This is a genomic window from Pseudomonas sp. LB3P25 (genome assembly GCF_054897985.1).
Window position 1 is genome coordinate 713,103 of sequence record NZ_CM142711.1, and the last position, 25,509, is coordinate 738,611.

17 protein-coding genes are annotated in these 25,509 nt (G+C 59.6%); 13 read left to right on the top strand and 4 right to left on the bottom strand.

The annotated features are described in order from the left end of the window. Positions 1 to 86: 86 nt before the first annotated feature. The 4 genes from ACYZTW_RS03185 to aceE all read right to left on the bottom strand — a co-directional run bounded on the left by ACYZTW_RS03185 (position 87) and on the right by aceE (position 9,381). Positions 87 to 2,780, bottom strand: a complete 2,694-nt coding sequence (locus ACYZTW_RS03185; protein ID WP_462003698.1) for a putative bifunctional diguanylate cyclase/phosphodiesterase — start codon at positions 2,778 to 2,780, stop codon at positions 87 to 89. A gap of 289 nt (positions 2,781 to 3,069) precedes the next feature. Then, complete coding sequence (locus ACYZTW_RS03190) at positions 3,070 to 4,464, bottom strand: alkaline phosphatase D family protein (RefSeq protein WP_462003699.1); 1,395 nt, start codon at positions 4,462 to 4,464, stop codon at positions 3,070 to 3,072. Between the two features lie 280 nt (positions 4,465 to 4,744). Next, the gene (gene aceF, locus ACYZTW_RS03195) at positions 4,745 to 6,724 is read right to left on the bottom strand and encodes a dihydrolipoyllysine-residue acetyltransferase (RefSeq protein WP_462003700.1); all 1,980 of its coding nucleotides are present in this window, start codon (positions 6,722 to 6,724) and stop codon (positions 4,745 to 4,747) included. Between the two features lie 11 nt (positions 6,725 to 6,735). Then, a complete protein-coding gene (aceE, locus tag ACYZTW_RS03200; protein WP_462003701.1) occupies positions 6,736 to 9,381 on the bottom strand; it encodes a pyruvate dehydrogenase (acetyl-transferring), homodimeric type in 2,646 nt (881 codons plus the stop codon). Between the two features lie 383 nt (positions 9,382 to 9,764). On the opposite strand from aceE, the gene glnE reads away from it, so the two are divergent. The 13 genes from glnE (at position 9,765) to ACYZTW_RS03265 (ending at position 25,508) form a co-directional block, all read left to right on the top strand. Beyond that, the gene (gene glnE / locus ACYZTW_RS03205) at positions 9,765 to 12,704 is read left to right on the top strand and encodes a bifunctional [glutamate--ammonia ligase]-adenylyl-L-tyrosine phosphorylase/[glutamate--ammonia-ligase] adenylyltransferase (protein WP_462003702.1); all 2,940 of its coding nucleotides are present in this window, start codon (positions 9,765 to 9,767) and stop codon (positions 12,702 to 12,704) included. Between the two features lie 353 nt (positions 12,705 to 13,057). Continuing rightward, a complete protein-coding gene (gene waaF / locus ACYZTW_RS03210) occupies positions 13,058 to 14,092 on the top strand; it encodes a lipopolysaccharide heptosyltransferase II (protein WP_462003703.1) in 1,035 nt (344 codons plus the stop codon). 1 nt (position 14,093) lies between these two features. Next, positions 14,094 to 15,155: a lipopolysaccharide heptosyltransferase RfaC gene (rfaC, locus tag ACYZTW_RS03215; protein ID WP_462003704.1), complete on the top strand. Its 1,062-nt coding sequence runs from the start codon at positions 14,094 to 14,096 to the stop codon at positions 15,153 to 15,155. After that, positions 15,155 to 16,276 carry a glycosyltransferase family 4 protein gene (locus tag ACYZTW_RS03220; protein WP_462003705.1) on the top strand — a complete coding sequence of 374 codons (1,122 nt, stop codon included), beginning with the start codon at positions 15,155 to 15,157 and terminating at the stop codon, positions 16,274 to 16,276. Before rfaC ends, ACYZTW_RS03220 begins: the two co-directional genes overlap by 1 nt. Beyond that, positions 16,276 to 17,082 carry a lipopolysaccharide core heptose(I) kinase RfaP gene (gene rfaP, locus ACYZTW_RS03225; RefSeq protein WP_462003706.1) on the top strand — a complete coding sequence of 269 codons (807 nt, stop codon included), beginning with the start codon at positions 16,276 to 16,278 and terminating at the stop codon, positions 17,080 to 17,082. Before ACYZTW_RS03220 ends, rfaP begins: the two co-directional genes overlap by 1 nt. Beyond that, positions 17,082 to 17,816: a lipopolysaccharide kinase InaA family protein gene (locus ACYZTW_RS03230; RefSeq protein WP_462003707.1), complete on the top strand. Its 735-nt coding sequence runs from the start codon at positions 17,082 to 17,084 to the stop codon at positions 17,814 to 17,816. The genes rfaP and ACYZTW_RS03230 overlap by 1 nt, the downstream gene beginning before the upstream one ends. Next, complete coding sequence (locus ACYZTW_RS03235; protein ID WP_462003708.1) at positions 17,813 to 18,565, top strand: lipopolysaccharide kinase InaA family protein; 753 nt, start codon at positions 17,813 to 17,815, stop codon at positions 18,563 to 18,565. Before ACYZTW_RS03230 ends, ACYZTW_RS03235 begins: the two co-directional genes overlap by 4 nt. Beyond that, on the top strand, positions 18,565 to 20,016 hold the full coding sequence (locus ACYZTW_RS03240) for a lipopolysaccharide kinase InaA family protein (protein WP_462003709.1): 1,452 nt from the start codon (positions 18,565 to 18,567) through the stop codon (positions 20,014 to 20,016). The genes ACYZTW_RS03235 and ACYZTW_RS03240 overlap by 1 nt, the downstream gene beginning before the upstream one ends. A 211-nt stretch (positions 20,017 to 20,227) precedes the next feature. Further along, positions 20,228 to 20,563, top strand: coding sequence for a YceK/YidQ family lipoprotein (locus tag ACYZTW_RS03245; protein ID WP_462005696.1), 336 nt, complete (start codon positions 20,228 to 20,230; stop codon positions 20,561 to 20,563). A gap of 71 nt (positions 20,564 to 20,634) precedes the next feature. Continuing rightward, complete coding sequence (locus tag ACYZTW_RS03250) at positions 20,635 to 21,513, top strand: DUF3800 domain-containing protein (RefSeq protein ID WP_134100077.1); 879 nt, start codon at positions 20,635 to 20,637, stop codon at positions 21,511 to 21,513. Between the two features lie 227 nt (positions 21,514 to 21,740). Further along, positions 21,741 to 23,498, top strand: coding sequence for a carbamoyltransferase family protein (locus ACYZTW_RS03255; RefSeq protein ID WP_462003710.1), 1,758 nt, complete (start codon positions 21,741 to 21,743; stop codon positions 23,496 to 23,498). Then, positions 23,482 to 24,612 (top strand): glycosyltransferase, encoded by a 1,131-nt coding sequence (locus tag ACYZTW_RS03260; protein WP_462003711.1) that lies wholly within the window; start codon positions 23,482 to 23,484, stop codon positions 24,610 to 24,612. Before ACYZTW_RS03255 ends, ACYZTW_RS03260 begins: the two co-directional genes overlap by 17 nt. Next, entirely contained in the window at positions 24,612 to 25,508 is an 897-nt protein-coding gene (locus ACYZTW_RS03265) for an antimicrobial resistance protein Mig-14 (RefSeq protein ID WP_462003712.1), read from the top strand. The genes ACYZTW_RS03260 and ACYZTW_RS03265 overlap by 1 nt, the downstream gene beginning before the upstream one ends. Position 25,509: the final 1 nt, after the last annotated feature.

The following is a 25,509-nucleotide window of genomic DNA, read 5'->3' on the forward strand; positions in this document are numbered from 1 at the left end:
CGTAGATGCTGCCTGATACACCGCTATCGCGAGCAGGCTCACTCCCACAGGGGTTGGGGTGTCCCACAGGGATTTGTGGTGTGCTGTCAGGCGATCGGGCCACGCGGGTAGCGCTTGAGCTTCTCGATCAGCTCGGTTCCCGGGATCGGGCGGTCGAACAGGTAACCCTGGCCAACGTCGCAGCGGTGACGGCGCAGGAACGCCAACTGCTCGGCGGTTTCGATGCCTTCAGCCACGACCTTGAGTTTCAGGTTGTGGGCCATGGCGATCACTGCGGAGGTGATTTCCATGTCGTCCTGGTTGTCCGGGATTTCGTGGATGAAGCTTCGATCAATCTTAATGATGTCGATCGGGAATTTTTTCAAGTAACTGAGCGACGAGTAACCGGTGCCAAAGTCATCCATGGCCAGGGTCAGGCCCAGACGCTTGAGCTGATCGAGCTGCAAGTGGGTGTCTTCGGTGGCTTCCAGCAGCAGGCCTTCGGTGAGTTCGAGTTCCAGCAGGTTTGCCGGCAGCGCTTCTTCCTTGAGGATGTTGGCGATGGACGACACCAGGTCCGGATCGGAGAACTGCTTGGGCGACAGGTTGATTGCCACCTGAAGATTGCCCAGGCCAGCGGCGGTCAGGTCTTTGCTCATGCGGCACGCCTGGCGGGCGATCCATTTGCCGATGGGGATGATCAAGCCGGTTTCTTCGGCGACGCTGATGAACTGGTCCGGGCGGATCATGCCTTTTTCCGGATGGTTCCAGCGCAGCAGCGCTTCCATCCCCAACAGGCGACCGCTACGCAGGCAGAGCTTGGGCTGGTAGAACACGTCCAGCTCGTTCTGGGTCAGGGCGCGGCGCAGGTTGTTTTCGACGAATAGTTTGTAGCTGGCTTCGGCGTTCAGCGCTTCGGTGAACACCTGGACCTGATGTTTACCGTTGGCCTTGGCCTTGTGCAGCGCGAGGCCGGCGTTACGCATCAGGGTTTGCGGGTCGCGACCGTGCAACGGCGCGCAGGCCAGGCCCACGGAGCCGGTGACGCTGATCAGCTGGTTGTCGACGAACATCGGCTTGTCGAGGGTCGCCAGCAATTGATTGGCGATCTGCTGGCCCGCACGCGGGTCGGTGTCGTCCAGCAACACGGCGAATTCGTTACTGGCAAACCGCGCCAGGCTGCCGCTCGGGCTCAGGCTGTTGCGCAGGCGTCGGGCCAGGCTGATCAGCAGTTTGTCACCGGTCTGGTGACCGAGGCTGTCGTTGATCCGCTTGAAGTTGTCGATGTCCACCAGCAACAAGCTGATCGGGGTATCGCTGTCTCGGGCGAAACGTTCATCGAGGTTGCGGATGAAGGCCGGGCGGTTGCCGAGGTTGGTCAGGTTATCGGTATAGGCCAAGCGCTCGATGCGTTGCTGAGCGAGCTTGGTCTGGGTGATGTCTTCGTAGATGCCGATGTAATGCGTCAGTTCGCGGTTGTCGCCGTAGACCTTGGAAATCGATAGCTGGCCCCAGTAGGGTTCGAGGTTTTTACGGCGGCTTTTGAACTCACCCTGCCAGCTGTTGCTCTTGGCCAGCGCCGAGGGCGCGTCGAATAACAGTTCGCTGAGGTTTTCCAGTGCCGGCAGTTCCGACAGCCGCTGGCCGTGGACTTCTTCGGTGGTGTACTGGGTGATTGCCGTGAAGCTCGGGTTGACGTATTCCACCACGCCATCGCAATTAACCAGCAAAAAGGCGTTGGCGCTTTGCTCGACCGCACGCTGGAACAGGTGCAGGGCGCTGGTGGCGGTGCGGCGGTTGTGGTTGTTGATGACTTGGGCAAACTGATCCGCCAACTCACCGGCGAAAGCAATTTCGTCCGATTGCCAGGCGCGGGTCGTACCGGTCTGCTCCAGGCACAGTACGCCCACCACTTGGCCGTCGACGCGGATGCTGGCGTCGAGCATGGCGTTCACATCACGCGAGCGCAGGTGTTCGGCCATTTCCCGGGTGCGTGGGTCACGCATGGCGTTGTGGGCGTCGATGGCGCGGCCGGTGTGCAGGGCGTCCAGGTAATCAGGGAAGAGACTGGCGTCGATCGGCTCCGGCAGCAGGTATTCCTTGCTGGTGCGGTGATAGGCTGAAATCGGCACGAGCAGTGAACCTTCGAGGTTCCACAGGCTGGCGCAGTCGATTTCGTAAATGTCACAGGCGCTGCGAGTGATCAGCTCGGCGGCTTCTTTCAGGGAGTTGTTGCTGCTGTAGCGCTGGCGAGTCAGCAGCAGGATCAAGTCTTGCTGGGCGCGCACCCGGTCCAGGTGCAGGAGCTGTTCCTGCTGGGCGCGCTGATTGAGTTCCAGGGCGATTTGCAGGCGAGAGTTCTGGGTTTCGAGGTCCAGGGCCGGCAGCAGTTGCTCGCCCTCGAACAGGCCGTCGACCACCAGCAGGTAGCCGCGCAGCAGGTGTCGATTGTGTTGTTTGTAGGCTTCGCCCAGCTCCAGCAGGTTCAAGGAGCCTGCGGCGGTGTGCAGGGTGTAGCGGATCAGGTAATGCGGGCTTTCGGTGAGTTGTTGCTGAACCGCGTCATGCAGCTGATAGCGCGCTTCGGGCTCCATCAGGCTGGCGTAGGGCGAGCCGACCAGAGCACAAAGCTCCACAGCCGGCAGGCCGAACTGTCGTTCGCAATTGGGATCAAGAAACAGCAGCGCCCAGCTCGCTTCATTCAGCCGTTCGAAACGCAGCATGCCAAGCCGCGAAGGCACAGGCAACTGCGTCACTACCTCGGCCACCATACGGCTGGCGGCATCGGGTTGGCTCTTCATATGGAGGGAAACTCGCTTCGAATAGGCTGATCGCGCCGGGCTCTCGCCCTCTTTACTGTTACCTGCGGCAAGGTTGCATCATTGCGACACTGACTGACAAGAGACATGAAGGCCAAGTGCTATAAGAATATGTCGGCCGGCGGCAGGATTTCTCCAATGGATGGCTAAAAGTAATCGTTTGGAGCCTTGTGGCGAGCGAGCTTGCTCGCGCTGGGCTGCGCAGCGGCCCAAAAATCTTGTGAGCGCTGCGCACTCAAGCGGGAGCAAGCTCCCTCGCCACAGGTTTGGTTTAACGCAAAGGAATGCCTACCGATTGCAGCAGCTGGCCATCCCGATCGTGGTAATTGACACGAACCTGTTCGGCATCGACGATCAAATGGGCGAAGTTGTCCTGGCTGACGACCTCGCTGGTGAGCTCATGCCGATAGGCACCTGCAGGCGTTCGCGCCAATGGTTGATCGAGGATGAAGGTGGACGCCTTGGCATACGGCAGCAGTTTGCTGTTGCACAGGGGGGAGGAGACGATGGTGTGCACCTCGAAGTCCGGGTCCTCGCTGTGGGTCAGGCGACTGGTCAGGGAGCCATGGACATCGCCGGAAACGAAGAAGACGTTCTTGATGCGGTGTGTACGAATGGTCTCCAGCAGCCGCAGACGCTGCTCGGGAAAGGCCTTCCACGCGTCATCACCCTGGGCTTTGCGGTCGGGGTAGAACATCACGCTGGTAACCACGAATTTGACCCTGGCCGGGCTATGAATCAGCCATTTGCACAAGGCCTGTTCCTGCTCTTCGTCGAGGATGCGTCGATCATTGGCCGACAGGTTGCGTCGGGTTCGACTGTCGGTGACAAACCATTCGATATCGCCTTCGGCGAATTGATACCAATACTGTTCCAGTTTTCTATTTATCTGCCCGATGGAAAAAAGTTCATGGGCCGGGCTATGGCTGGCTTGATACAACTCATACGCCGCGATGGCGTTTTTGTATAAATAGGCATCGGCCTTACTTTCGTTGGCGGGCCAGTTGTCTTCAATTTCATGGTCGTCGAGGATCATGTAAGTCGGTACGCTCGACATTAACTTTGCAATATTGGGTTGGGAAAAAGCCACGCGGTACTTGCTGAGTATTTCCTTGTATTCCCGGTCGGGGGCAATAACGTTCAAGTCATCGACATAGATTTGATCGCCGGTCATCAACATGGCGCTGATGGGCGGTTCAGCCTGCTGCGCCAGATTCGTGATCGAGGCGAAAATCTGGTCCCCCAGATGCGGTGTAGACGGAACGCCAGCGGTCATGCGCAAGTAACGGCATGAGCCGACGATATAGGCCCGTGGAATCGTGGCTTTGCTGGACTGCGTGCGAAACCGGTAGATATCGCGCGGCCATTGCAGCGGCAGTTCCTGAACCGTCTCCACGGTGTGCACCGGGCTCATGGGGCTGAACCAGCCTGCCTGGTATTCGTACTCGGTATCGGCGGCAAGGTCGTTGAGTGCAATCACATCGGACATATCACGCAAGTTCGTCAACTTTGCAAATACACCCTGTGACCAGCGCTCTTCGCCGGGACGGCGATAACGAATGCCTGCAAATGCTGGTGTATTGTTTTGAAGTTCGCCGCGCAAGAAGATGCGTGTGTGATTAGTTGTGGTGTGGCCAATAATAGGGCCGACAGTCGGTTTGAGCATGTTCGAATCCGTTCGAGTTAATGCTAATTAAGCAAAAGAGGCTGATGAAGGTTTAACGATAACTAGTTGAACTAAGCTTAGTTATTGGTTCGCAAGAAATATCGAGCAGAAGCGGACTGGAGTTGTGGGCGACGTAAGCCGCGAACGTAGGAAAAGGATGTCACCTGGCTTTCTTCCAGGCAAAAAAAGCCCCGCCAAACTGGCGGGGTTGAGGTACGAGCGTGGCGCTCGGAAAACGTGGAACGCGACGGGCCCTCCGGTGAAGGAGGGCCGATCGGTGTTACAGCAGGATGGTGCGGATGTCCGCCAGCAGGTCGCTCAGACGCTTGGTGAAGCGTGCAGCAGCGGCGCCGTTGATCACACGGTGATCGTAGGACAGCGACAGCGGCAGCATCAGTTTCGGCTGGAAGGCTTTGCCGTCCCAGACTGGCTGAATGGTTGCCTTGGAAACACCGAGGATCGCCACTTCCGGTGCGTTGACGATCGGCGTGAAGCCGGTGCCGCCAATGTGGCCGAGGCTGGAAATGGTGAAGCAGGCGCCTTGCATGTCGTCAGCGGTGAGCTTTTTGTCGCGGGCTTTGGCGGCCAGCACGGCGGCTTCGGCTGCCAGTTGCAACAGGCTCTTCTGGTCGACGTTCTTGATGACCGGTACCAGCAGGCCTTCAGGGGTGTCGACTGCGAAGCCGATGTTCACGTACTTCTTGCGGATGATCGCCTTGCCACTTGGTGCCAGCGAACTGTTGAAGTCCGGCAGTTCCTTGAGCAGGTGCGCGCAGGATTTGAGCAGCAGCGGCAGGATGGTCAGCTTGACGCCAGCCTTCTCTGCAACGGCTTTCTGAGCGATACGGAACGCTTCCAGGTCGGTGATATCAGCCGAATCGAACTGAGTCACGTGTGGAATATTCAGCCAGCTGCGGTGCAGGCTCGACGCGCCGATTTGCATCAGACGAGTCATCGGCACTTCTTCGGTTTCACCGAAGCGGCTGAAGTCCACGACCGGAATCGGCGGGATGCCCGCGCCGCCGGTTGCGCCAGCAGCAGCGGCCGGTGCTTCCTTGGCCTTCTGCATCATGGCTTTGACGTAAACCTGCACGTCTTCTTTCAGCACACGACCGTGCGGGCCGCTTGGGCTGACCGCGCTCAGCTCGACGCCGAACTCGCGAGCCAGTTGGCGCACCGCAGGACCTGCGTGAACCTTGGCGCCAGGCTTGGCTGGAGCAGCGGCCGGGGCAGCTGCTGGTGCGGCCGGTGCCGGAGCAGCAGGCGCTGCGGCGGCTGGAGCTGGAGCGCTAGGAGCAGCAGCGGCCGGAGCCGGTGCAGCAGCAGGCGCAACACCTTTGACTTTCAGCTTCAGGATCAGGTCGCCGGTACCGACTTCGTCATCCAGCTTGATGGAAACGCTTTCCACCACGCCAGCGGCAGGCGATGGAATTTCCATGCTCGCCTTGTCGGATTCCAGGGTGATCAGCGACTGATCGGCTTCAACGATGTCGCCGGCCTTGACCAGGACTTCGATGATCTTGGCCTTGCCTGCCGAGCCGATGTCCGGGACATGAATGTCCTGAACACTGTCAGCAACCGGTGCAGCCGGGGCCGCAGCGGCTGGCGCTGGAGCAGCGGCGGCAGGTGCAGCTGCCTGAGCTGGCGCGGCCGCAGCCGGTGCCGCGGCACCTGCCACTTTCAGTGCCAGAATCAGGTCGCCGGTACCGACTTCGTCGTTGAGCTTGACGCTGATGCTTTCGACCACGCCAGCGGCGGGCGAAGGGATTTCCATGCTGGCCTTGTCGGATTCCAGGGTGATCAAAGACTGATCAGCCTCGACGGTGTCGCCGACTTTGACCTGGATCTCGATGATCTGGGCCTTGCCCGACGAACCGATGTCCGGCACATGCACTTGCTGGGTGGTTGCAGCAGCTGGAGCCGCGGCCGGTGCAGCCGCTGCCGGAGCAGCAGCCGGTTTCGCTTCAGCTTTTGGCGCCTGCGCAGCGGCAGCTGCAGGGGGCGGTGCAGAGGCCGGGGCAGCGGCACCTTCGACTTCCAGCTCCAGCAGTTCGTCGCCTTCTTTCAGGCGATCGCCCAGCTTCACTTTGATGCTTTTGACGATGCCAGCCTTGGGCGCAGGAATTTCCATGCTCGCCTTGTCCGACTCAAGCGTCAGGATGCTCTGGTCGGCTTCGATACGGTCGCCGACCTTCACAAATAGTTCGATTACTTCACCTTCACCGCTGCCGATGTCAGGTACGCGAATGAGTTCGCTCACAGAGTGTCTCCTCAGCAGTCCAGTGGGTTGCGTTTTTCCGGGTTGATCCCGAACTTGGCGATGGCTTCAGACACCACCTTAGGTTCGATATCACCACGGTCAGCCAAGGCTTCCAGGGCTGCCAACACCACGAAATGACGGTCGACTTCGAAGAAGTGACGCAGCTTCTTACGGCTGTCACTGCGGCCGAAACCGTCGGTGCCCAGGACTTTGAATTCCTTGGACGGGACCCACTGACGAATTTGCTCAGCGAACAGCTTCATGTAGTCGGTAGACGCGATGACCGGACCTTGACGGCCGTTCAGGCACTCTTCGACATAGCTCAGTTTTGGCTTCTGGCCGGGGTGCAGACGGTTGCTGCGTTCTACGGCCAGGCCATCGCGACGCAGTTCGTTGAAGCTGGTAACGCTCCACACGTCAGCGCCGACGTTGAACTGTTCACGCAGGATTTTCGCCGCTTCGCGAACTTCGCGCAGGATGGTGCCGGAGCCCATCAGCTGAACGTGGTGCGCCGCTTCGCGGGTGTCTTCCTCGAGCAGGTACATGCCCTTGACGATGCCTTCCTCGACACCGGCCGGCATGGCTGGCTGCTGGTAGGACTCGTTCATCACGGTGATGTAGTAGAAGATGTCCTGTTGCTCTTCGGTCATCTTCTTCATGCCGTCCTGAATGATCACCGCCAGCTCGTAGCCGTAGGTTGGATCAAAGGTGCGGCAGTTCGGGATGGTGCCAGCCAGGATGTGGCTGTGACCGTCTTCGTGTTGCAGGCCTTCGCCGTTCAGCGTAGTCCGGCCGGCGGTGCCGCCGATCAGGAAGCCACGGGTACGGCTGTCGCCAGCGGCCCAGGCGAGGTCGCCGATACGCTGGAAGCCGAACATCGAGTAGAAGATGTAGAACGGCAGCATTGGCTGGTTGTGGCTGGAGTACGAAGTACCGGCAGCGATGAAGGAGCTCATGGCGCCCGCTTCGTTGATGCCTTCTTCGAGGATCTGGCCCTTCTTGTCTTCGCGGTAGAACATCACCTGGTCTTTATCGACTGGCTCGTAGAGCTGGCCGACGGACGAGTAGATGCCCAACTGACGGAACATGCCTTCCATACCGAAGGTACGGGCTTCGTCCGGGATGATCGGAACGATGCGCGGACCGATTTCCTTGTCCTTGACCAGTTGCGCGAGGATCCGCACGAACGCCATGGTGGTGGAGATTTCACGGTCGCCCGAGCCGTCCAGGATAGCCTTGAGGGTATCGAGTGACGGAGTCGGCACGCTGAAGCTCTGCGCGCGACGCTGTGGCACGAAACCGCCCAGTGCAGTGCGACGCTCGCTCAGATAACGGGCTTCGGCGCTGTTGGGTTCTGGTTTGAAGAACGGCAGGTTTTCCAGTTCTTCGTCACGGACCGGAATGTCGAAACGATCACGGAACAGCTTCAGGCTTTCAATATCAACTTTCTTGGTGTTGTGCGCAGTGTTCTTCGCTTCGCCGGCACCGGTGCCATAACCTTTGATGGTCTTGGCCAGGATGACGGTCGGTTGTTCTTTGTGGTTGACCGCTTCGTGGTACGCCGCGTAGACCTTATACGGGTCGTGACCGCCACGGTTGAGTTTCCAGATCTCGTCGTCGGACAAGTCTTCAACCATCGCCTTGAGTTCTGGCGAGTTGAAGAAGTGTTCACGTACGAACGCGCCGTCTTTGGCTTTGTAGTTCTGGTACTCGCCGTCGATGACTTCGTCCATGCGGCGTTGCAGGATGCCGTCGACGTCTTTGGCCAACAGTGGGTCCCAGAAACGGCCCCAGATGACTTTGGTCACGTTCCACTGGGCACCGCGGAACACGCCTTCGAGTTCCTGGATGATCTTGCCGTTGCCGCGAACCGGGCCATCAAGGCGCTGCAGGTTGCAGTTAATAACGAAGATCAGGTTGTCGAGCTTCTCGCGGCCAGCCAGCGAGATGGCACCCAGGGATTCTGGCTCGTCGCACTCGCCATCGCCCAGGAAACACCAGACTTTTTGCTTGCCTTCAGGGATGAAACCACGGGCTTCCAGGTACTTCATGAAGCGTGCCTGGTAGATCGCCTGGATCGGACCCAGACCCATGGATACGGTCGGGAACTGCCAGAAATCAGGCATCAGCCATGGGTGCGGGTAGGACGACAGGCCCTGACCGTCCACTTCCTGGCGGAAGTTGTTCATCTGGTCTTCGGTGATGCGGCCTTCCATGAACGCACGGGCGTAAACGCCTGGCGAGGTGTGACCCTGGAAGTAGATCAGGTCGCCGCCGTGTTCGTCGGTCGGGGCCTGGAAGAAATAGTTGAAGCCGATGTCATACAGCGTTGCGCTGGAGGCGAAGCTGGAGATGTGACCGCCCAGGTCAGAATCTTTCAGGTTCGTACGCATCACCATGGCCATCGCGTTCCAGCGTACCAACGAGCGAATGCGGCGTTCCATGAACAGGTCGCCAGGCATGCGTGCTTCGTGGGTAACGGGGATCGTGTTGCGGTATGGCGTGGTGATGGCGTAAGGCAATTGCGAACCGCTACGGGTTGCGAGTTCGCCCATACGGGTCATCAGATAGTGAGCGCGGTCTTCGCCTTCTTTGTCGAGAACCGATTCCAGGGCGTCCAGCCATTCCTGGGTTTCGACGGGATCGAGGTCTTGCATGGCTTGCTCCAGGGCGGAAAGGCTTCCAGAATCGGTTGCCTGAGTTTGCGACTGGCCTTGTGGGCAGACGATATAAATTCTTGGATTACCGAGAGGTTGTTCCGGCGGCGTGTAGTTTTACTACAAATCATCGGGCATTTCAGCCTTTCGAATGTATATACGAGTAGTAAAACTACAGATGAGCGGCTTGTGGCCTCCAGCTGCGTTGTGAGAATAATCGTTAAGGTTGGTCTTTAGCCAACCAGAAAAGGTGAAAGCTTGATGCTGTCTGCCAAAAATAAAGAAATTTCAGCTATTTCTAACCTTTGTTCGACAGTCGATCACGTAGTGCATTCTGGCGAATCACTACATGCAGCCCTCTACACGCCGATCAAGGATAGACCATGAGCCTCCCTTCGCTTGCCGAACTGCCTGGCATTCTCCTGCCGTTTGTCACCCGCGCCGAGCAGTCGTTCCGTACGGCCGTCGCCGGGCTGGACGATGACCATGGTCTGTCCAACTGGACGCCTGAACGCTGGGCACAATTTGCCCGCGTCACCGCTGCCAGCGACTTCGTGATCGAACAAAGTGTGCGCGACCCACTGATGTTGCTGGAGCTGGTGCAGTCCGGTGAGCTGGACCGACGTTTTGCGCCCGGCGAGCTGTGTGCACAGATTGCGGCTGCGGTGAATGCAGCGGAAACCGAAGAGGGGCTCGGTCGCGCGCTGCGTCGTCAGCGTGCCCGCCATCAAGTGCGGATCATCTGGCGCGACCTGACGCGTCAGTGCGATCTGATCCAGACCTGTCGCGACCTCTCGGACATGGCCGATGCCAGCATCGATCAGGCCTATCAGTGGTTGTACTCACGGCATTGTCAGCAGTTCGGCGTGCCGACTGGCCGGCGCAGCGGCGAGCCGCAGCAGATGGTCATCCTCGGCATGGGCAAGCTCGGCGCGGTGGAGCTCAATCTGTCGTCGGACATCGACCTGATCTTCGCCTATCCCGAGGGCGGCGAAACCGTCGGCGTCAAACGCTCGCTGGATAACCAGGAATTTTTCATTCGTCTCGGCCAGCGCCTGATCAAGGCGTTGGACCCGATGACCGTTGATGGTTTCGTGTTCCGCGTCGACATGCGCCTGCGGCCTTACGGTTCGGCCGGCGCATTGGTGTTGAGCTTCAACGCGCTGGAGCAGTATTACCAGGATCAGGGCCGTGACTGGGAACGCTACGCGATGATCAAATCGCGGGTGGTGGCGGGAGATCAAGTGGCCGGCGCGCAATTGCAAGACATGCTGCGGCCGTTCGTTTACCGGCGTTACCTCGACTTCTCGGCGATCGAAGCGCTGCGCACTATGAAGCAGCTGATTCAGCAGGAAGTCCGGCGCAAGGGCATGGCCGACAACATCAAGCTCGGCTCCGGTGGCATTCGGGAAGTCGAATTTATCGCCCAGGCATTCCAGCTGATCCACGGCGGCCGCGACCTGAGCTTGCAGCAACGTCCTCTATTAAAAGTACTGAGCACGCTGGAAGGTCAGGGTTACCTGCCGCCAGCGGTGATCAGTGAGCTGCGCGAAGGCTACGAATTCCTGCGGTACACCGAGCACGCGATCCAGGCGATTGCCGACCGCCAGACCCAGATGCTGCCGGACGGTGCTCAGGATCAGGCGCGCATTGCCTTTATGTTGGGCTTCGCCGACTGGGAGGCTTTCCATGAGCAGCTTATGTATTGGCGTGGCCGCGTGGCCTGGCACTTCGGTCAGGTGATCGCCGATCCCGACGAAGAGGAAGGCACCGAAAGCGAAGTGGTGGTCGGCGGCGAATGGCTGCCGTTGTGGGAAGAGGCTCAGGATGAAGACGCCGCTTGCCGTCAGTTGGAAGAGGGCGGTTTCGCCGATGCCACCAAAGCCCTGAAAGCGTTGGCCGGCTTGCGCAGCAGCCCGCAGTTGCGGGCGATGCAGCGATTGGGGCGCGAACGTCTCGATGCCTTTATTCCGCGGTTGTTGGCCCAGGCTGTGGAGCACGCCAATCCGGATCTGGTGCTGGAACGGGTACTGCCGCTGGTTGAAGCGGTGGCTCGCCGTTCCGCGTATCTGGTCCTGCTGACCGAAAACCCCGGCGCGCTGCGACGTTTGTTGACCTTGTGCGCCGCGAGCCCGTGGATTGCCGAACAGATCACCCGCTTTCCGCTGCTGCTCGACGAATTGCTCAATGAAGGTCGGTTGTTCAAGCCGCCCCTGGCGCCGGAACTGGCCGCCGAATTGCGCGAGCGCTTGACGCGGATTCCTGAGGACGACCTCGAACAGCAAATGGAAGCCCTGCGACATTTCAAACTGGCACACCGCTTGCGGGTCGCCGCTTCGGAAATCGCCGGCAGCCTGCCGCTGATGAAAGTCAGTGATTACCTGACCTGGCTCGCCGAAGCGATTCTCGAACAAGTGCTGGCCCTGGCCTGGCGCCAGACCGTGGCCAAGTACGGTACGCCGCTGCGTACCGACGGCACCTTGTGCGATCCTGGCTTCATCATTGTCGGTTACGGGAAAGTCGGCGGTCTGGAACTGGGGCATGGTTCGGACCTGGACCTGGTGTTCATCCACGATGGCGACCCGCAGGCGGAAACCGACGGGCCGAAGCCTATCGACGGCGCGCAATTTTTCACCCGGCTGGGGCAGCGGATCATTCACTTGCTCACGGCCCAGACCAACTCCGGTCAGCTGTATGAAGTGGACATGCGTCTGCGGCCGTCCGGTGCGTCGGGGTTGCTGGTGAGTTCGCTCGGTGCGTTTGCCCGGTATCAGGAAAATGAAGCCTGGACCTGGGAACATCAGGCGCTGGTGCGGGCGCGGGTGCTGGTGGGCAGTCTGGACGTTGGCCAGGCGTTCGAGAAAGTTCGCGCAGCGGTATTGGGCAAGTCGCGGGACCTGGCGACCTTGCGTCAGGAGGTCAGCGAGATGCGCGCCAAAATGCGCGATAACCTAGGCAGCAAGAGCACCGCGGCCGGCACCGGGGCAAATGCCTTCGAGGCCACGGCGCCGTTCGATCTCAAGCAGGACGCCGGAGGTATCGTCGATATTGAATTTATGGTGCAATACGCGGCTCTGGCGTGGTCCGAAACGCACCCGCCATTGCTGCGCTGGACTGACAATATCCGCATTCTGGAAGGGCTGGAGGAGGAAGGGTTGATGCCCGCCGAAGACGCCAGCCTGTTGCGCGAGGCCTATAAAGCCTACCGTTCCGCCGCTCATCGGCAGGCCTTGCAGAAGGACGCCGGGGTTATACCGGGCGACCAGTTCGTGGACGAACGGCAGCAGGTAGTGCGGATCTGGCGCGAGCTGGGGCTAAGCTGAAACACGCTGGTTGAAGCGACGAGATTCAAATGTGGGAGCGGGCTTGCTCGCGAAAGCGGAGTGTCAGCCAACATCAATGTTGGAAGTAACGGCCCCTTCGCGAGCAGGCTCGCTCCCACAGTAGATCTGCGGTGTTTTGCAGATTGAAGCAACTAAGCTGCACCGCACTGGATATGCACCAATACCCAATGTGGGAGCGAGCCTGCTCGCGATGAGGCCGTCACATCCGGCATGTATGCTGACTGTCACGCCGCTTTCGCGAGCAGGCTCGCCCCCACAGTAGATCTGCAGTGTTTTGTAGAATTCTCGAGGCGGGGAGGCGTATGCCTCCCCGGCTCGTTTATGGAAACCACATGAAAATTCTGATCGTTGGGCCCAGTTGGGTCGGTGACATGGTGATGGCGCAGACACTGTTTCAGTGTCTCAAGCAGCGCCACCCGCAATGCGAAATCGACGTGCTGGCCCCCGAGTGGAGCCGGCCGATTCTTGAGCGCATGCCCGAAGTACGCCAGGCCTTGAGCTTTCCGCTCGGTCACGGTGTTTTGGAGCTGGCGACGCGTCGGCGCATCGGCAAATCCCTGGCCGACCAGTACGACCAGGCGATCCTGCTGCCCAATTCCTTGAAGTCGGCGCTGGTACCGTTCTTCGCCGGCATCCCGAAACGCACCGGCTGGCGTGGCGAATTTCGCTACGGCCTGCTCAATGACGTGCGCACGCTGGATAAAGAACGTTATCCGCTAATGATCGAGCGCTTCATGGCCCTGGCTTACGAGCCGGGTGCCGAGCTGCCGACACCTTATCCACGGCCGAGCCTGCAGATCGACCCGGTCACGCGCGAGGCGGCAATGGCCAAGTTCGGCCTGGCCCTCGACCGCCCGGTGTTAGCGCTGTGCCCCGGTGCCGAATTCGGCGAGTCCAAACGCTGGCCGTCCGAGCACTATGCCAAGGTGGCCGAAGCGAAGATCCGCGAAGGCTGGCAAGTCTGGCTGTTCGGTTCGAAAAACGATCACGCCGTCGGCGAGGACATCCGTTCGCGGCTGATTCCCGGTCTGCGTGAAGAGTCGGTGAACCTCAGTGGCGGCACCTCCCTGGCCGAAGCCATCGACCTGATGTCCTGCGCCGACGCGGTGGTGTCCAATGACTCCGGCCTGATGCACGTCGCCGCTGCGCTGAATCGCCCGTTGGTGGCGGTCTACGGCTCGACGTCGCCGGGGTTCACGCCGCCACTGGCCGAACACGTCGAGATCGTGCGCCTGGGCATCGAATGCAGTCCCTGCTTCGACCGCACGTGCCGCTTCGGTCATTACAACTGCCTGCGCCAGCTTATGCCGCAAGCGGTGAACGAAGCCTTGCAGCGTTTGCAAGGCACTGTGGTCGAGGTCAAATAGTTTGCGGGTTCTGCTGATCAAGACTTCTTCGCTGGGCGACGTGATTCACGCGTTGCCGGCGCTGACCGACGCGGCACGGGCGATCCCCGGCATCCAGTTCGACTGGGTGGTGGAAGAAGGCTTCGCCGAAATCCCGACCTGGCACCCGGCCGTGGACAAGGTGATTCCGGTGGCGATCCGTCGCTGGCGCAAAAACATCTGGCAGACCATCAAGAGTGGCGAGTGGAAGCGCTTCAAGCAAAGCATTCGCGCCAACAAATACGATTTGGTGATCGATGCCCAAGGCCTGCTGAAAAGTGCGTTGCTGACCCGATATGCCAAAGCCCCGGTGGCCGGGCTGGATAAAAACTCGGCCCGTGAGCCGATTGCCGCACGCTTCTATTCCCGGCGTCTGGCCGTGGCCCGTGGGCAACACGCGGTGGAGCGAGTGCGTCAGCTATTTGCCGTGGCCCTGGGCTACGACCTGCCCAAAGGCTTGGGCGATTACGGCCTGAACGTCGAGCGACTGGTGGAATTGCCGCGCAAGAATCCTTACGTGGTGTTCCTGCACGGCACCACGTGGGACACCAAACACTGGCCTGAAGCCTACTGGCGCGAACTGGCCGAGCGGGTGGGTTATCTCGGTGTCGCGGTGAAGCTGCCGTGGGGTAATCCGATCGAGAAAGCCCGGGCTGAACGCATCGCCAAAGACATGAGGCACGTCGAAGTGCTGCCCAAGCTGAACCTGGCCGGCGTCGGCAAAGTACTGGCCGGTGCGCAAGCCTGCGTGGCGGTGGACACCGGTCTCGGTCACCTCGCCGCTGCGCTGGACGTGCCGACGCTGTCGCTGTTCGGCCCGACCAACCCAGGCCTGACTGGCGCCTATGGCAAGTCGCAGATTCACATGGCCAGCGACTTCCCTTGCGCGCCGTGTCTGCAAAAGAAATGTACGTATCAACCGACGGCCCAAGATGCCCGTCAGTTTGACCTTAAGCGCGAGTGGCCCCTGTGCTTCACGCGTCTGAATCCCGAGCGTGTCGCGACCCGACTGAGCACGTTGTTACTGGCTGAGGAGCTGCGCTGATGCAATTGGCATTCGTCTTGTACAAGTACTTTCCATTCGGGGGCTTGCAGCGCGATTTCATGCGCATCGCCCTGGAATGTCAGCAACGCGGCCATCAGATTCGGGTCTACACGCTGATCTGGGAAGGCGACATTCCGCCGGGCTTCGAAGTGTTGGTGGCGCCGGTCAAAGCGTTCTTCAATCATCGACGCAACGAGAAACTCAGCGAATGGATGGAAGCGGATCTGGCCAAGCGGCCGGTGGACCGTTTGATCGGCTTCAACAAAATGCCGGGTCTGGACGTCTACTACGCCGCCGACGGCTGCTTCGAAGACAAGGCGCAAAACCTGCGTAACTCGCTGTACCGCCGTTGGGGCCGCTACCGGCACTTCGCCGAGTACGAGCGCGCCGTGTTCGCCAAAGATGCCAAGACCGAAGTGCTGATGATTTCCGAAGTCCAGCAGCCGCTGTTCATCAAACATTACGACACGCCGCTGGAACGCTTCCACTTGCTGCCGCCGGGCATCTCTCAGGACCGTCGCGCGCCGGCCAATGCTGCCGAGATTCGTGCCGACTTCCGTCGCGAATTCAACCTGAAAGACGATGATCTGCTGCTGGTGCAAATCGGCTCCGGGTTCAAGACCAAGGGCGTGGATCGCAGCCTCAAGGCGCTGGCCGCATTGCCCGCCGATCTGAAGAAACGCACCCGGCTGTTTGTAATTGGCCAGGACGACCCCAAATTATTCCAGATGCAGAGCGCCACATTGGGGCTTGGCGATAACGTGACGTTCCTCAAGGGCCGCAGCGACATTCCGCGTTTTCTGCTCGGCGCCGATTTGTTGATTCACCCGGCGTACAACGAAAACACCGGGACCGTGTTGCTCGAAGCCCTGGTGGCCGGGTTGCCGGTGCTGGTGAGCGCGGTGTGTGGTTACGCCCATTACATCGCCGAGGCCGACGCCGGTCTGGTGCTGGACGAACCTTTCGATCAGGCGCAACTGACTCAGTACCTGACCGGTATGTTGAACGACGCTCAAGCACGGGCGGCCTGGAGCCGCAACGGTCTGGCTTTCGCCGAGACGGCCGACCTCTACAGCATGCCGCAGCACGCGGCCGATGTGATTCTGGCGGAGCACGCTTAATGAAGTTGATGCTGGCTGAACCGTTCAAGAGCCTCTGGGCCGGACGCGACCCGTTCGCCGAAGTCGAGAGCCTCCAGGGCGAGGTATACCGTGAACTTGAAGCGCGCCGGACCCTGCGTACCGAAGTCGATGGCAATGGCTTTTTCGTGAAGATCCACCGTGGCATTGGCTGGGGCGAGATCTTCAAGAACCTGCTCACCGCCAAGCTGCCGGTACTCGGTGCTGGCCAGGAGTGGAAGGCCATTCAGCGCCTGCAAGAGGTCGGCGTGCCGACCATGACCGCCGTGGCTTACGGCGAGAAGGGCAGCAACCCGGCGGACCAGCATTCGTTCATCGTCACCGAAGAGCTGGCGCCCACTGTCAGCCTTGAAGATTTCAGCATCGACTGGGTCAAGCACCCGCCAGAGCCAAAACTCAAGCGCGCGCTGATCGCCGAAGTCGCGCGCATGACCGGCATGATGCACCGCGCCGGGGTCAACCATCGCGACTGCTACATCTGCCACTTTCTGCTGCACACCGACAAGCCGGTGACGGCCGACGATTTCAGGCTCTCGGTGATCGACCTGCACCGCGCCCAGACCCGTCCGACGATTACCCAACGCTGGCGCAACAAGGATCTGGCGGCGCTGTATTTTTCGGCACTGGACATTGGCTTGACCCGTCGCGACAAATTGCGTTTTCTCAAGGGTTATTTCCAGCAGCCCCTGCGCCAGATTCTGGGTGAAGAAGCCGGGTTGCTCGCCTGGCTCGAAGGCAAGGCCAACAAACTCTACGACCGTAAACAGCGATACGGGGATGCGCTCTGATGGCGGGTTGGAAACTGGAGCCTAAGTACAGCGATCTGGCGGAAGATTTCGGCAGTCTTGAGGCTGTGTTTGCGCTTCAAGGCGAACGCCTGACGCGCGACCTGTTGTCCGAGGTCATTCGCGTCCAGCGCAATGGCGTCAACTATTACGTCAAACGCTACGTGGGTGCCGGCAAAGGTCTGCGCCGTTACCTGGGCAAGCCTCGGGTGAAAGCCGAGTGGCAGAACCTCAAGCGCTTCGCCAAGTGGGGCATTCCTACCGCCGAAGTGGTGGCCTGGGGCCTGGAACGTCGCGGTGCGGCGTACGATCGCGGGGCGATGATCACCCGTGAGCTGCCGCATACCGAAGACTTGTCGGCCCTGGCCGAGCGGCATGATCCTAAACTGGCGGACCGCGCCTGGGTCGACAACGTCAGCCGGCAGCTGGCGGGTTATACCCGGACCATGCACGACCATCGTTTTACCCATAACGATTTGAAGTGGCGCAACCTGCTGATCGACGATGAGCCTCGACTGTTTTTGATCGACTGCCCCAATGGTGATTTCTGGCGCGGCTTTTGGCTCAAATACCGGATCACCAAGGACCTGGCCTGTCTGGACAAGGTCGCCAAGTATCACTTGTCGGCTACCCAGCGCCTGCGCTTTTACCTGCAATACCGCCAGCGTGATCGGCTGAATGCCGCCGACAAAAAACGGATCCGGCACGTGGTGAGATTTTTCGAGGGGCGCGAATGACTGATTTCCTGGCGGCTGAAGACCGTGCGCTGCTTGAGCGTCACGGCCTCGGCACCTTCGACGCACTCTGGGTCAAGCAGCTCGACGCTGTGGACGAGCCCAACACCGCTCGCGGTGGCTGGAGCAGCGTGTTTCGGCTGGATCTGGAAGGTCATGGCTACTACCTCAAACGCCAAAGCAACTACCAGATGCGCACCTTGCATGCGCCCTTTGGTGAGCCAAGCTTTGCCCGTGAATTTCGCAATATCAGTCGCTATGAAAAGTTCGGTATTCCCGCATTGAAAGCGGCATTCTTCGGTGAGCGCAAAGTCGACGGCGAGATTCGGGCGATTCTGCTGACCCGTGCCCTGGACGGCTGGGATGACCTGGATTCGCTGTTGCAGCGCTGGTCGGACCTGAGTTCGGTGCAGCATTCGGCCATTCTGAAGGCCTGTGGGCAATTGGCCCGGCGCCTGCACGGCGCGCGTCAGGTTCACGGTTGCTTCTACCCCAAGCACATTTTTCTCCAGGCCACCGGCGACGGTTACCTGGCCCAGCTGATCGACCTGGAAAAGACCCGGCCGTTGCTGTTTGGTCGGCGTGATCGGGCCAAAGACCTGGAGCCGTTGCTGCGTCGGGCGCCTGAGTGGAACGATGCGCAGTTGCGCGAGCTGCTGGCCGCCTATCTGGATCAATCCCGGGACAGCTCGTTGATCGACAGCTGGCTTGTGCGACTGACCGCGCGGCGCAGTCATAAGGAGGCGCGCTGATGCGTTTGTCCGAGCTGAAAAACGCTGGCCGCAGCCCGAGCCTGCCGCTGAACATTCCACTGGCCGATGCCGCCGGCCCTGCCGAGTTGCAGTTGCTGAGTCTGTTGCGGGTGTTGCCGGGGCAGCGTTATGTCGGTGCGGGCGTCTGGCGTGGGCGGCCGGTGCTGGCCAAGCTGTTGGTCGGCAGCAAAGCGGCGCGGCATTTCCAGCGTGAGCTGGACGGCGTGCGGTTACTGGCGGCTCAGGGGTTGACCACGCCGTTGTTGCTGGCTGATGGCCTGAAGGACGGCGAGGGCGGTTGGCTGCTATTCGATTTCCTTGAAGGCGCTGAAAGCCTTGGGGATGCCTGGAAACGGGTCGAGCACTTGCCGATGCTGGCGGATGAACAATCGGCGGTATTGGCCGATGCGCTGGGTGCGATCGGTCAATTGCACCGCAAGGGCCTGTGGCAGGAAGACCTGCACCTGGACAACCTGCTGCGCCAGGGTGGTCGGCTGTATTTGATCGACGGAGCCGGAATCCGCACGGAGACGCCGGGCCAGCCGCTCTCGCGGCAGAAAGTCCTGGAAAACCTCGGGGTGTTTTTCGCCCAGTTGCCCAAGTCGCTGGAACCCTATACCGAAGAGTTGCTGGTGTATTACCTGCTAAGCAACGGCGAGCATGCCTTGCCCATGGAAGCGTTGCAGAAGCAGGTCAGCAAGGTGCGCAGCTGGCGCCTCAAAGACTTCCTGATCAAGGTCGGCCGCGAATGCACGCTGTTCAGTGTCCAGCGCGGAGCGTTTGGCTTGCGGGCGATTCACCGCGAGGAAGAAACGGCGATGCTGCCGGTGCTGGCGCAGGCCGATGCGTTGCTCGATCAAGGCCATCTGTACAAGACCGGCGGCGCGGCGAGCGTCGGCAAGGTCGAGGTGGCCGGTCGTACGCTGGTGATCAAGCGCTATAACATCAAAGGTTTTGCCCACTGGCTCAAACGCTTCTGGCGTCCGAGCCGTGCCTGGCACTCCTGGCGTGAAGGCAATCGCCTGGCGTTTCTCGGCATCGCCACGCCCAAGCCGTTGGCGTTGCTGGAGAAGCGTTTTCTCTGGTTGCGCAGTCGGGCTTATCTGGTGACCGAGTATTTTCCGGGGCCGGACATCATCGAGCGCTTTGCGCCTTACGTTGAAAGCGGTGAGGCACCGGAAGCCGAGTTGCTGGCGCTGGATCATTTGTTTGCCGAGCTGATTGGCGAGCGGATCAGTCACGGGGATTTCAAGGGGCATAACCTGTTCTGGCAGCACGATCGCTGGGCGCTGATTGATCTGGATTCGATGTGTCAGCACAGCTCGCTCAACAGCTTCGCCCCGGCCTATGCGCGGGATCGGGCAAGGTTCATGCGTAACTGGCCTGAGAGCAGTGCGCTTTATCGGGTCATTGATCAGCGTCTTCCCAAAGATATCTCTAGCGCTGCCTGAATCCCATCGCGAGCAGGCTCGCTCCCACAGGGGATCTGTGTCGCAACGGAGAACCACTGTGGGAGCGAGCCTGCTCGCGATAGGGTCAGAACAGCCACCCGAGATTAAGGGACAGGTTCTTATGAAATGTCCTACATGATCTACAGAGCCCATGAACTGTGCCCTGAATAACCGCGATGCTAGTTTGCCTGACGTTCACGGAGGGCAGATTTTGACGATAAAAATGACGGTGTTGTTGAGCACGTTCTCACTGGCTTTATCGGGTTGCGGGACCGCTGTCACGGTGCTGCAGGATGACGAAGACGCGGCTCGTAGCCTTAGAAAGCAAAAGACTTACTGTCAATCCATTCCCCGTATTTACAGTGGCCTGGCTTACGATTTCTGTGTGTTGAATGCGCCGCCGGATCCCACGGGTTTTCTTGTGCCGTTCGTTCTGCTGGATTTGACCCTTTCGGGTGTCTTTGACACGGTTTCATTGCCCTATACGATTTATCGCCAAGCGGCAGACGGCAATATCAGCATTTATTGGCGAGCAGGCCGCGGGTAACTCTTTTGTATTCCAGCGTGTCAGTGCTACACCTAACGCACTTGGCTCGAAGAACAAAAGGTGAATAGCTCGTGTCGACCCCGATTTTGCCCTCTCAACAGTTTTTTCTTTTTGAAAACGAAAGCGAAGCTGAAACTAATGTTGAGGCGGAAAAGCTTTTACCTCCGTCCGGGAGGTACAGCGATTTCATAATCTATGTGGATGAGAGCGGCGATCATGGGATGCAAACATTAGATCCAAACTACCCAATGTTTGTGCTGGCATTTTGCGTGTTTCATAAAAGGCATTATTGCGAAAAGGTTATTCCTGCCCTTCAGAAGTTCAAATTTAATCATATGGGTCATGACCTGATCGGTCTGCATGAATTGGAAATTCGAAAAGAAAAGGGAGCGTTCTCCAGTCTTTTCACATCAAGGCAACACAAACATGCCTTTCTCGATGAGTTGACGGGAATCATTGAAGCCAGCAATTTCGTCCTGATCAGCTGCGTTATCGACAAAGCCGCTCTTCGCGAAAAGCAAGGTCCTGTCCACAATCCTTATCACGTCGCGCTCGGATTCTGCCTTGAAACGCTTTATGAGTATTTGCAGGAAAAGAATCAACAGAGCGTTTTAACTCATGTGATTTTCGAGCGTCGAGGGAAGCGGGAGGATAATGAGCTTGAACTGGAGTTTCGTCGTATGTGCGATGGCGCGAACAGATTGGGCATACAACTGCCGTTCGACATCGTCTTTGCAACCAAACAAGTGAATTCCACGGGGTTACAGCTAGCGGATCTTGTTGCAAGACCCATTGGTATGAGCGTTTTGCGGTCGGGGCAAGAAAATCGTGCCTTTGACGTGCTCAAGCGCAAGTTCTACTGCAGTGGTGGGCGTAACAATGTGGGAGAGGGTTTCGAGAATTGGGGGTTAAAAATTTTCCCTCTCTCAGAAAGCGAAAAGCCCCGGTGAAACTCACCGAGGCCACAACGCCGACCGGGATCCCCCAGTCCATTTGCGCAGGAGTCTATGTCGAGGTCCGTCATCTGTCAACGCGCCAGCTTGCCACTTCCCGCTAGAGGCTTGCCGTCGCTTTTAAGCTATAATCCCGCCCTTTAGCTGCCACTCGCCCTTTGCGAGGGCACATTAATCTTTGAGGCGCCTTGCGCCTGCATGCAGACTAAAGAGGCTAGACCCCTGTGGCATTGACGATTCTTGGCCTGTCCGGCGCCCTTAGCCATGATCCTTCAGCAGCTTTGTACATCGACGGCAAGCTGGTCGCGGCGGCTGAGGAAGAGCGCTTTGTGCGCGATAAACATGCAAAGAACCGCATGCCTTACGAGTCGGCGAAGTTTTGCCTCGAGCAGGCTGGCATCAAGCCGTCCGACGTTGATGTGGTAGCGATTCCGTTCGCGCCGATCAGCCTGTTCGGCAAGGCTCGCTGGCATTACGCCAAGCGTTACTGGTACGCCCCGGACCGCGCGCTCGACGCGATCCTGATGGGTAACCGTCGCTACAAGCGCTATCGCAACAAGATTGTCTGGTGCCTCGAGCAATTGGGTTTCGATCCGAAGAAAATCAAGATCGAACCGGTCGAGCATCACCTGGCCCACGCCTCCAGCGCTTATCACTGCTCCGGTTTCAAAGAGAAAACCGCGATCCTGGGGATCGACGGCAAGGGTGAGTACGCCACGACCTTTTTCGGTTACGGCGAAAACGGCAAGATCCACAAGATCAAGGAATTCTTCGATCCGGACTCCCTCGGTGGCCTGTACGGCGCGATCACCGAGTTCCTCGGTTTCGAGATGCTCGACGGTGAGTTCAAGGTCATGGGCATGGCGCCGTATGGCGATGCCAGCAAATACGATTTCTCGCGTCTGGCTTCGTTCGAGAACGGCGAGCTGGTGATCAACACCGACTACGCCAACGTCATCGGCCTGCGCCGTTATAAAGAGAAGGGCAAAGGCTTCTACTTCTCGCCGAAGCTGATCGAGTGGCTGGGTCCGAAGCGCGAAGGCGACATCGCTGACGAGCCGTACATCCATTACGCCGCGAGCATGCAAGCGCTGTTCGAAAAGATCTCGCTGCAGATGATCGACCATTACCTGGGCGACGTGCTCAAGGAAACCGGCAAACTGGCCTTCGCCGGTGGCTGTGCGTTGAACGTCAAGCTGAACCAGAAAATCATCGCCCGCGATGACGTTAAAGAACTGTTCGTGCAGCCTGCGTCCGGCGATGCCGGCACCGCGGTCGGCGCGGCGGCCTATGTGTCCCACGCCCGTGGTGTGCCGGTCGAGAAGATGGAACACGTCTACCTCGGTCCGTCGTACACCAACGAAGACGTGCTCGCCGCGTGTGCCCGTCACCCGAGCAAGCCGGTATGGCGCAAGCTCGAGAACATGCCGGAAAACATCGCCAGGATCATGGTCGACGGCAACCCGGTGGCCTGGTTCCAGGGCCGCATGGAATTCGGTCCGCGCGCCTTGGGCGGTCGTTCGATCATCGGTTGCCCGAGTGCGACTGGCGTGGCTGACCGCATCAACCACCAGATCAAGTTCCGCGAGCGCTGGAGGCCTTTCTGCCCGTCGATGCTCGACACCGTTGCACCACAGATGATCAAGGTCGATCACCCGGCGCCGTTCATGACCTTCACCTTTGAAGTGGCTGAAGAGTGGAAGACCCGCGTGCCGGAAGTCGTCCATGAAGACGGTACGTCCCGGGCCCAGGTGCTCAAGCGCGAATACAACCCGCGCTATTACGACATGATGAAGGCGCTGGAAGTGCTGACCGGTAACGGCGTATCGCTGAACACCTCGCTCAACCGTCGTGGCGAACCGATGATCTGCTCGCCGACGGACGCCCTGAACATGTTCTTCGGTTCCGATCTACAGTATCTGATCATGGAAGACATCCTGGTGGTCAAAGAGGGCGCGGACGCATATGACACGCTCGGCTGAACGCCATGTGCTGCAGTTCTGTCACGGCTATGACGGGCCGTTTCTGGACTGCGCCCGGCAGTACGCCAGCCTGTTCGCGGGGACCGGTTATCGAGTGACCACGGTGTTTCTGACCGGGGCTGCCGATGCCGAAGTTGCTGCGGGCTGCGCTTCCGATGAAGTGCTGTTCATGGAATACAGCTCCAAGGCCATTCGTGGCCTGAAGCTGGGCGCCATCGGCGATCTGCGCAAGATCGCCGCCTCGCGCAATTTCAGTTTTTGCATCGCTCACCGATTCAAACCTATTTATATCGCCTTGCTCGGCACGTCGTTGCCGGTGATTGGCGTGCATCACGCGTTTGACGATTACAAGCGCGGCACCCGCAAACTCTTCGCGAATATTTTCCGCAAGCGCCTGAGCCTGCTCGGGGTTTCCGATGCCGTGCGCGACGACATGCGTCATTGCCTGCCGAAGTGGCCGGCGGCGCGGATTCAGACACTCTATAACCGTATCGATGTGCAGGCCTTGCAGGACAGCCAGGTGTCGGTTCGCGAGGCCCGGGAAACCCTCGGCCTGGCGGCGGATGGCTGGGTTGTCGGCAATGTTGGGCGGCTGCATCCAGACAAGGATCAGGCCACGCTGCTGCACGGTTTTGCCGCGGCGTTGCCGGGCTTGCCGGCCAACAGCCAACTGGTGATGCTCGGTACCGGTCGACTGGAACAGGACCTCAAGGCCCTGGCCCGTGAGCTGGGTATCGGCGACCGCGTGCTGTTCCTCGGTCAGGTGCCTGAGGCTCGGCGTTATTTCCGGGCCTTTGATGTGTTTGCCCTGAGTTCCGATCACGAACCGTTCGGCATGGTGCTGCTGGAAGCCATGGCTGCCGGCGTGCCGTTGCTTGCCACGGCGTGTGGCGGGGCGAAAGAAGTGGTCGAGGGCGTCGGTATTCTGTTCCCGCTGGGCGATGCCGAACACTTGGCTCAAGGGCTGCAACATCTGGCCGCGATGGACGAGCAGCAACGTCACCAGTGTGCCGAGCTGATGCTCGATCGCTTGCGTGAGCGCTTCTCCGACCGCGCGGTGCGCGATGCTTTCTGGCGTTTGCCGCACGTTACCGAACTGGCGCCGAGGGGCTGATGCTCAACCGATTTCAAGGCTGGCGCGAACGTGGCTGGGCGGTAGTCGACGCCTCGACATATGCCGAGGCCTGGCAACGTTATGGCGGCAGCGTCGCCACTCATCCCATGGTGGTCGAGCGACTGGCGCAGTTGGCCGACATTCCTGTGCGCTACCTGGCCTGGGAGCAAAACGGTGAAGTCAAAGCCGCGATCCCGACCTGGGGCCGCGACCTCGCCTTGTCCAAGGACGTGCTCAAGCGCTACGGTAAAAAAGGCTTGTTCGACCTCGGTAATGCCGAGTTCATCCTGCCGGCCGCAGCCGATGCACAAGCGCCGCTGCGTCATCGTGGACGCTACCTGTCGGCACTGAATGAAGGCCGCTTTACCGGCATCAAGTTGCAGGCTGAACAGCTGGCGATGGCCCGCACTCCCGAAGAACTGTCAAAGAAGTTTCGCTACAACCAGCGCCGTGAATTGCGATTGCTGGAAGAAGCGGGTGGAGTGGTTCGGCCGGTCGCCGAGTTTTCCAGTCCTGAACTGGCAGCGATCTATTGCGACCTGTTCCAGCGTCGCTGGGGTTTCCCGGCGACGGGGGCCGAGCGCATGGCTGAGGTCATCGAGTTGCTGCGTGATTTGCTGATCGGCTCGGTGATTTTCCTCAACGATGCGCCGATAGCGATTCAACTGGTCTACCGTGTCGAGACACCGCAATGGATCAGCGTCGAGTACATCAATGGCGGCGTCGATCCCGAAACCCGCGAATTCAGTCCGGGCAGCGTGCTGAGTTTTCTCAATACGCAAAGCGCCTGGGAGCATGCCCGGGCGTTGGACAAACCCTTGCGCTTTTCTTTCGGTCGCGCCGACCGTGAATACAAGGATCGCTGGTGCAATCCTGTGCCGGTGTTCACCGTATGAG

Bases quoted from the DNA above. Each gene is read 5' to 3' on its own strand.
- ACYZTW_RS03185 (WP_462003698.1), bottom strand. From the start codon at position 2,780: ATGAAGAGCCAACCCGATGCCGCCAGCCGTATGGTGGCCGAGGTAGTG.
- ACYZTW_RS03190 (WP_462003699.1), bottom strand. From the start codon at position 4,464: ATGCTCAAACCGACTGTCGGCCCTATTATTGGCCACACCACAACTAAT.
- aceE (WP_462003701.1), bottom strand. From the start codon at position 9,381: ATGCAAGACCTCGATCCCGTCGAAACCCAGGAATGGCTGGACGCCCTG.
- glnE (WP_462003702.1), top strand. From the start codon at position 9,765: ATGAGCCTCCCTTCGCTTGCCGAACTGCCTGGCATTCTCCTGCCGTTT.
- waaF (WP_462003703.1), top strand. From the start codon at position 13,058: ATGAAAATTCTGATCGTTGGGCCCAGTTGGGTCGGTGACATGGTGATG.
- ACYZTW_RS03220 (WP_462003705.1), top strand. From the start codon at position 15,155: ATGCAATTGGCATTCGTCTTGTACAAGTACTTTCCATTCGGGGGCTTG.
- rfaP (WP_462003706.1), top strand. From the start codon at position 16,276: ATGAAGTTGATGCTGGCTGAACCGTTCAAGAGCCTCTGGGCCGGACGC.
- ACYZTW_RS03230 (WP_462003707.1), top strand. From the start codon at position 17,082: ATGGCGGGTTGGAAACTGGAGCCTAAGTACAGCGATCTGGCGGAAGAT.
- ACYZTW_RS03235 (WP_462003708.1), top strand. From the start codon at position 17,813: ATGACTGATTTCCTGGCGGCTGAAGACCGTGCGCTGCTTGAGCGTCAC.
- ACYZTW_RS03240 (WP_462003709.1), top strand. From the start codon at position 18,565: ATGCGTTTGTCCGAGCTGAAAAACGCTGGCCGCAGCCCGAGCCTGCCG.
- ACYZTW_RS03260 (WP_462003711.1), top strand. From the start codon at position 23,482: ATGACACGCTCGGCTGAACGCCATGTGCTGCAGTTCTGTCACGGCTAT.
- ACYZTW_RS03265 (WP_462003712.1), top strand. From the start codon at position 24,612: ATGCTCAACCGATTTCAAGGCTGGCGCGAACGTGGCTGGGCGGTAGTC.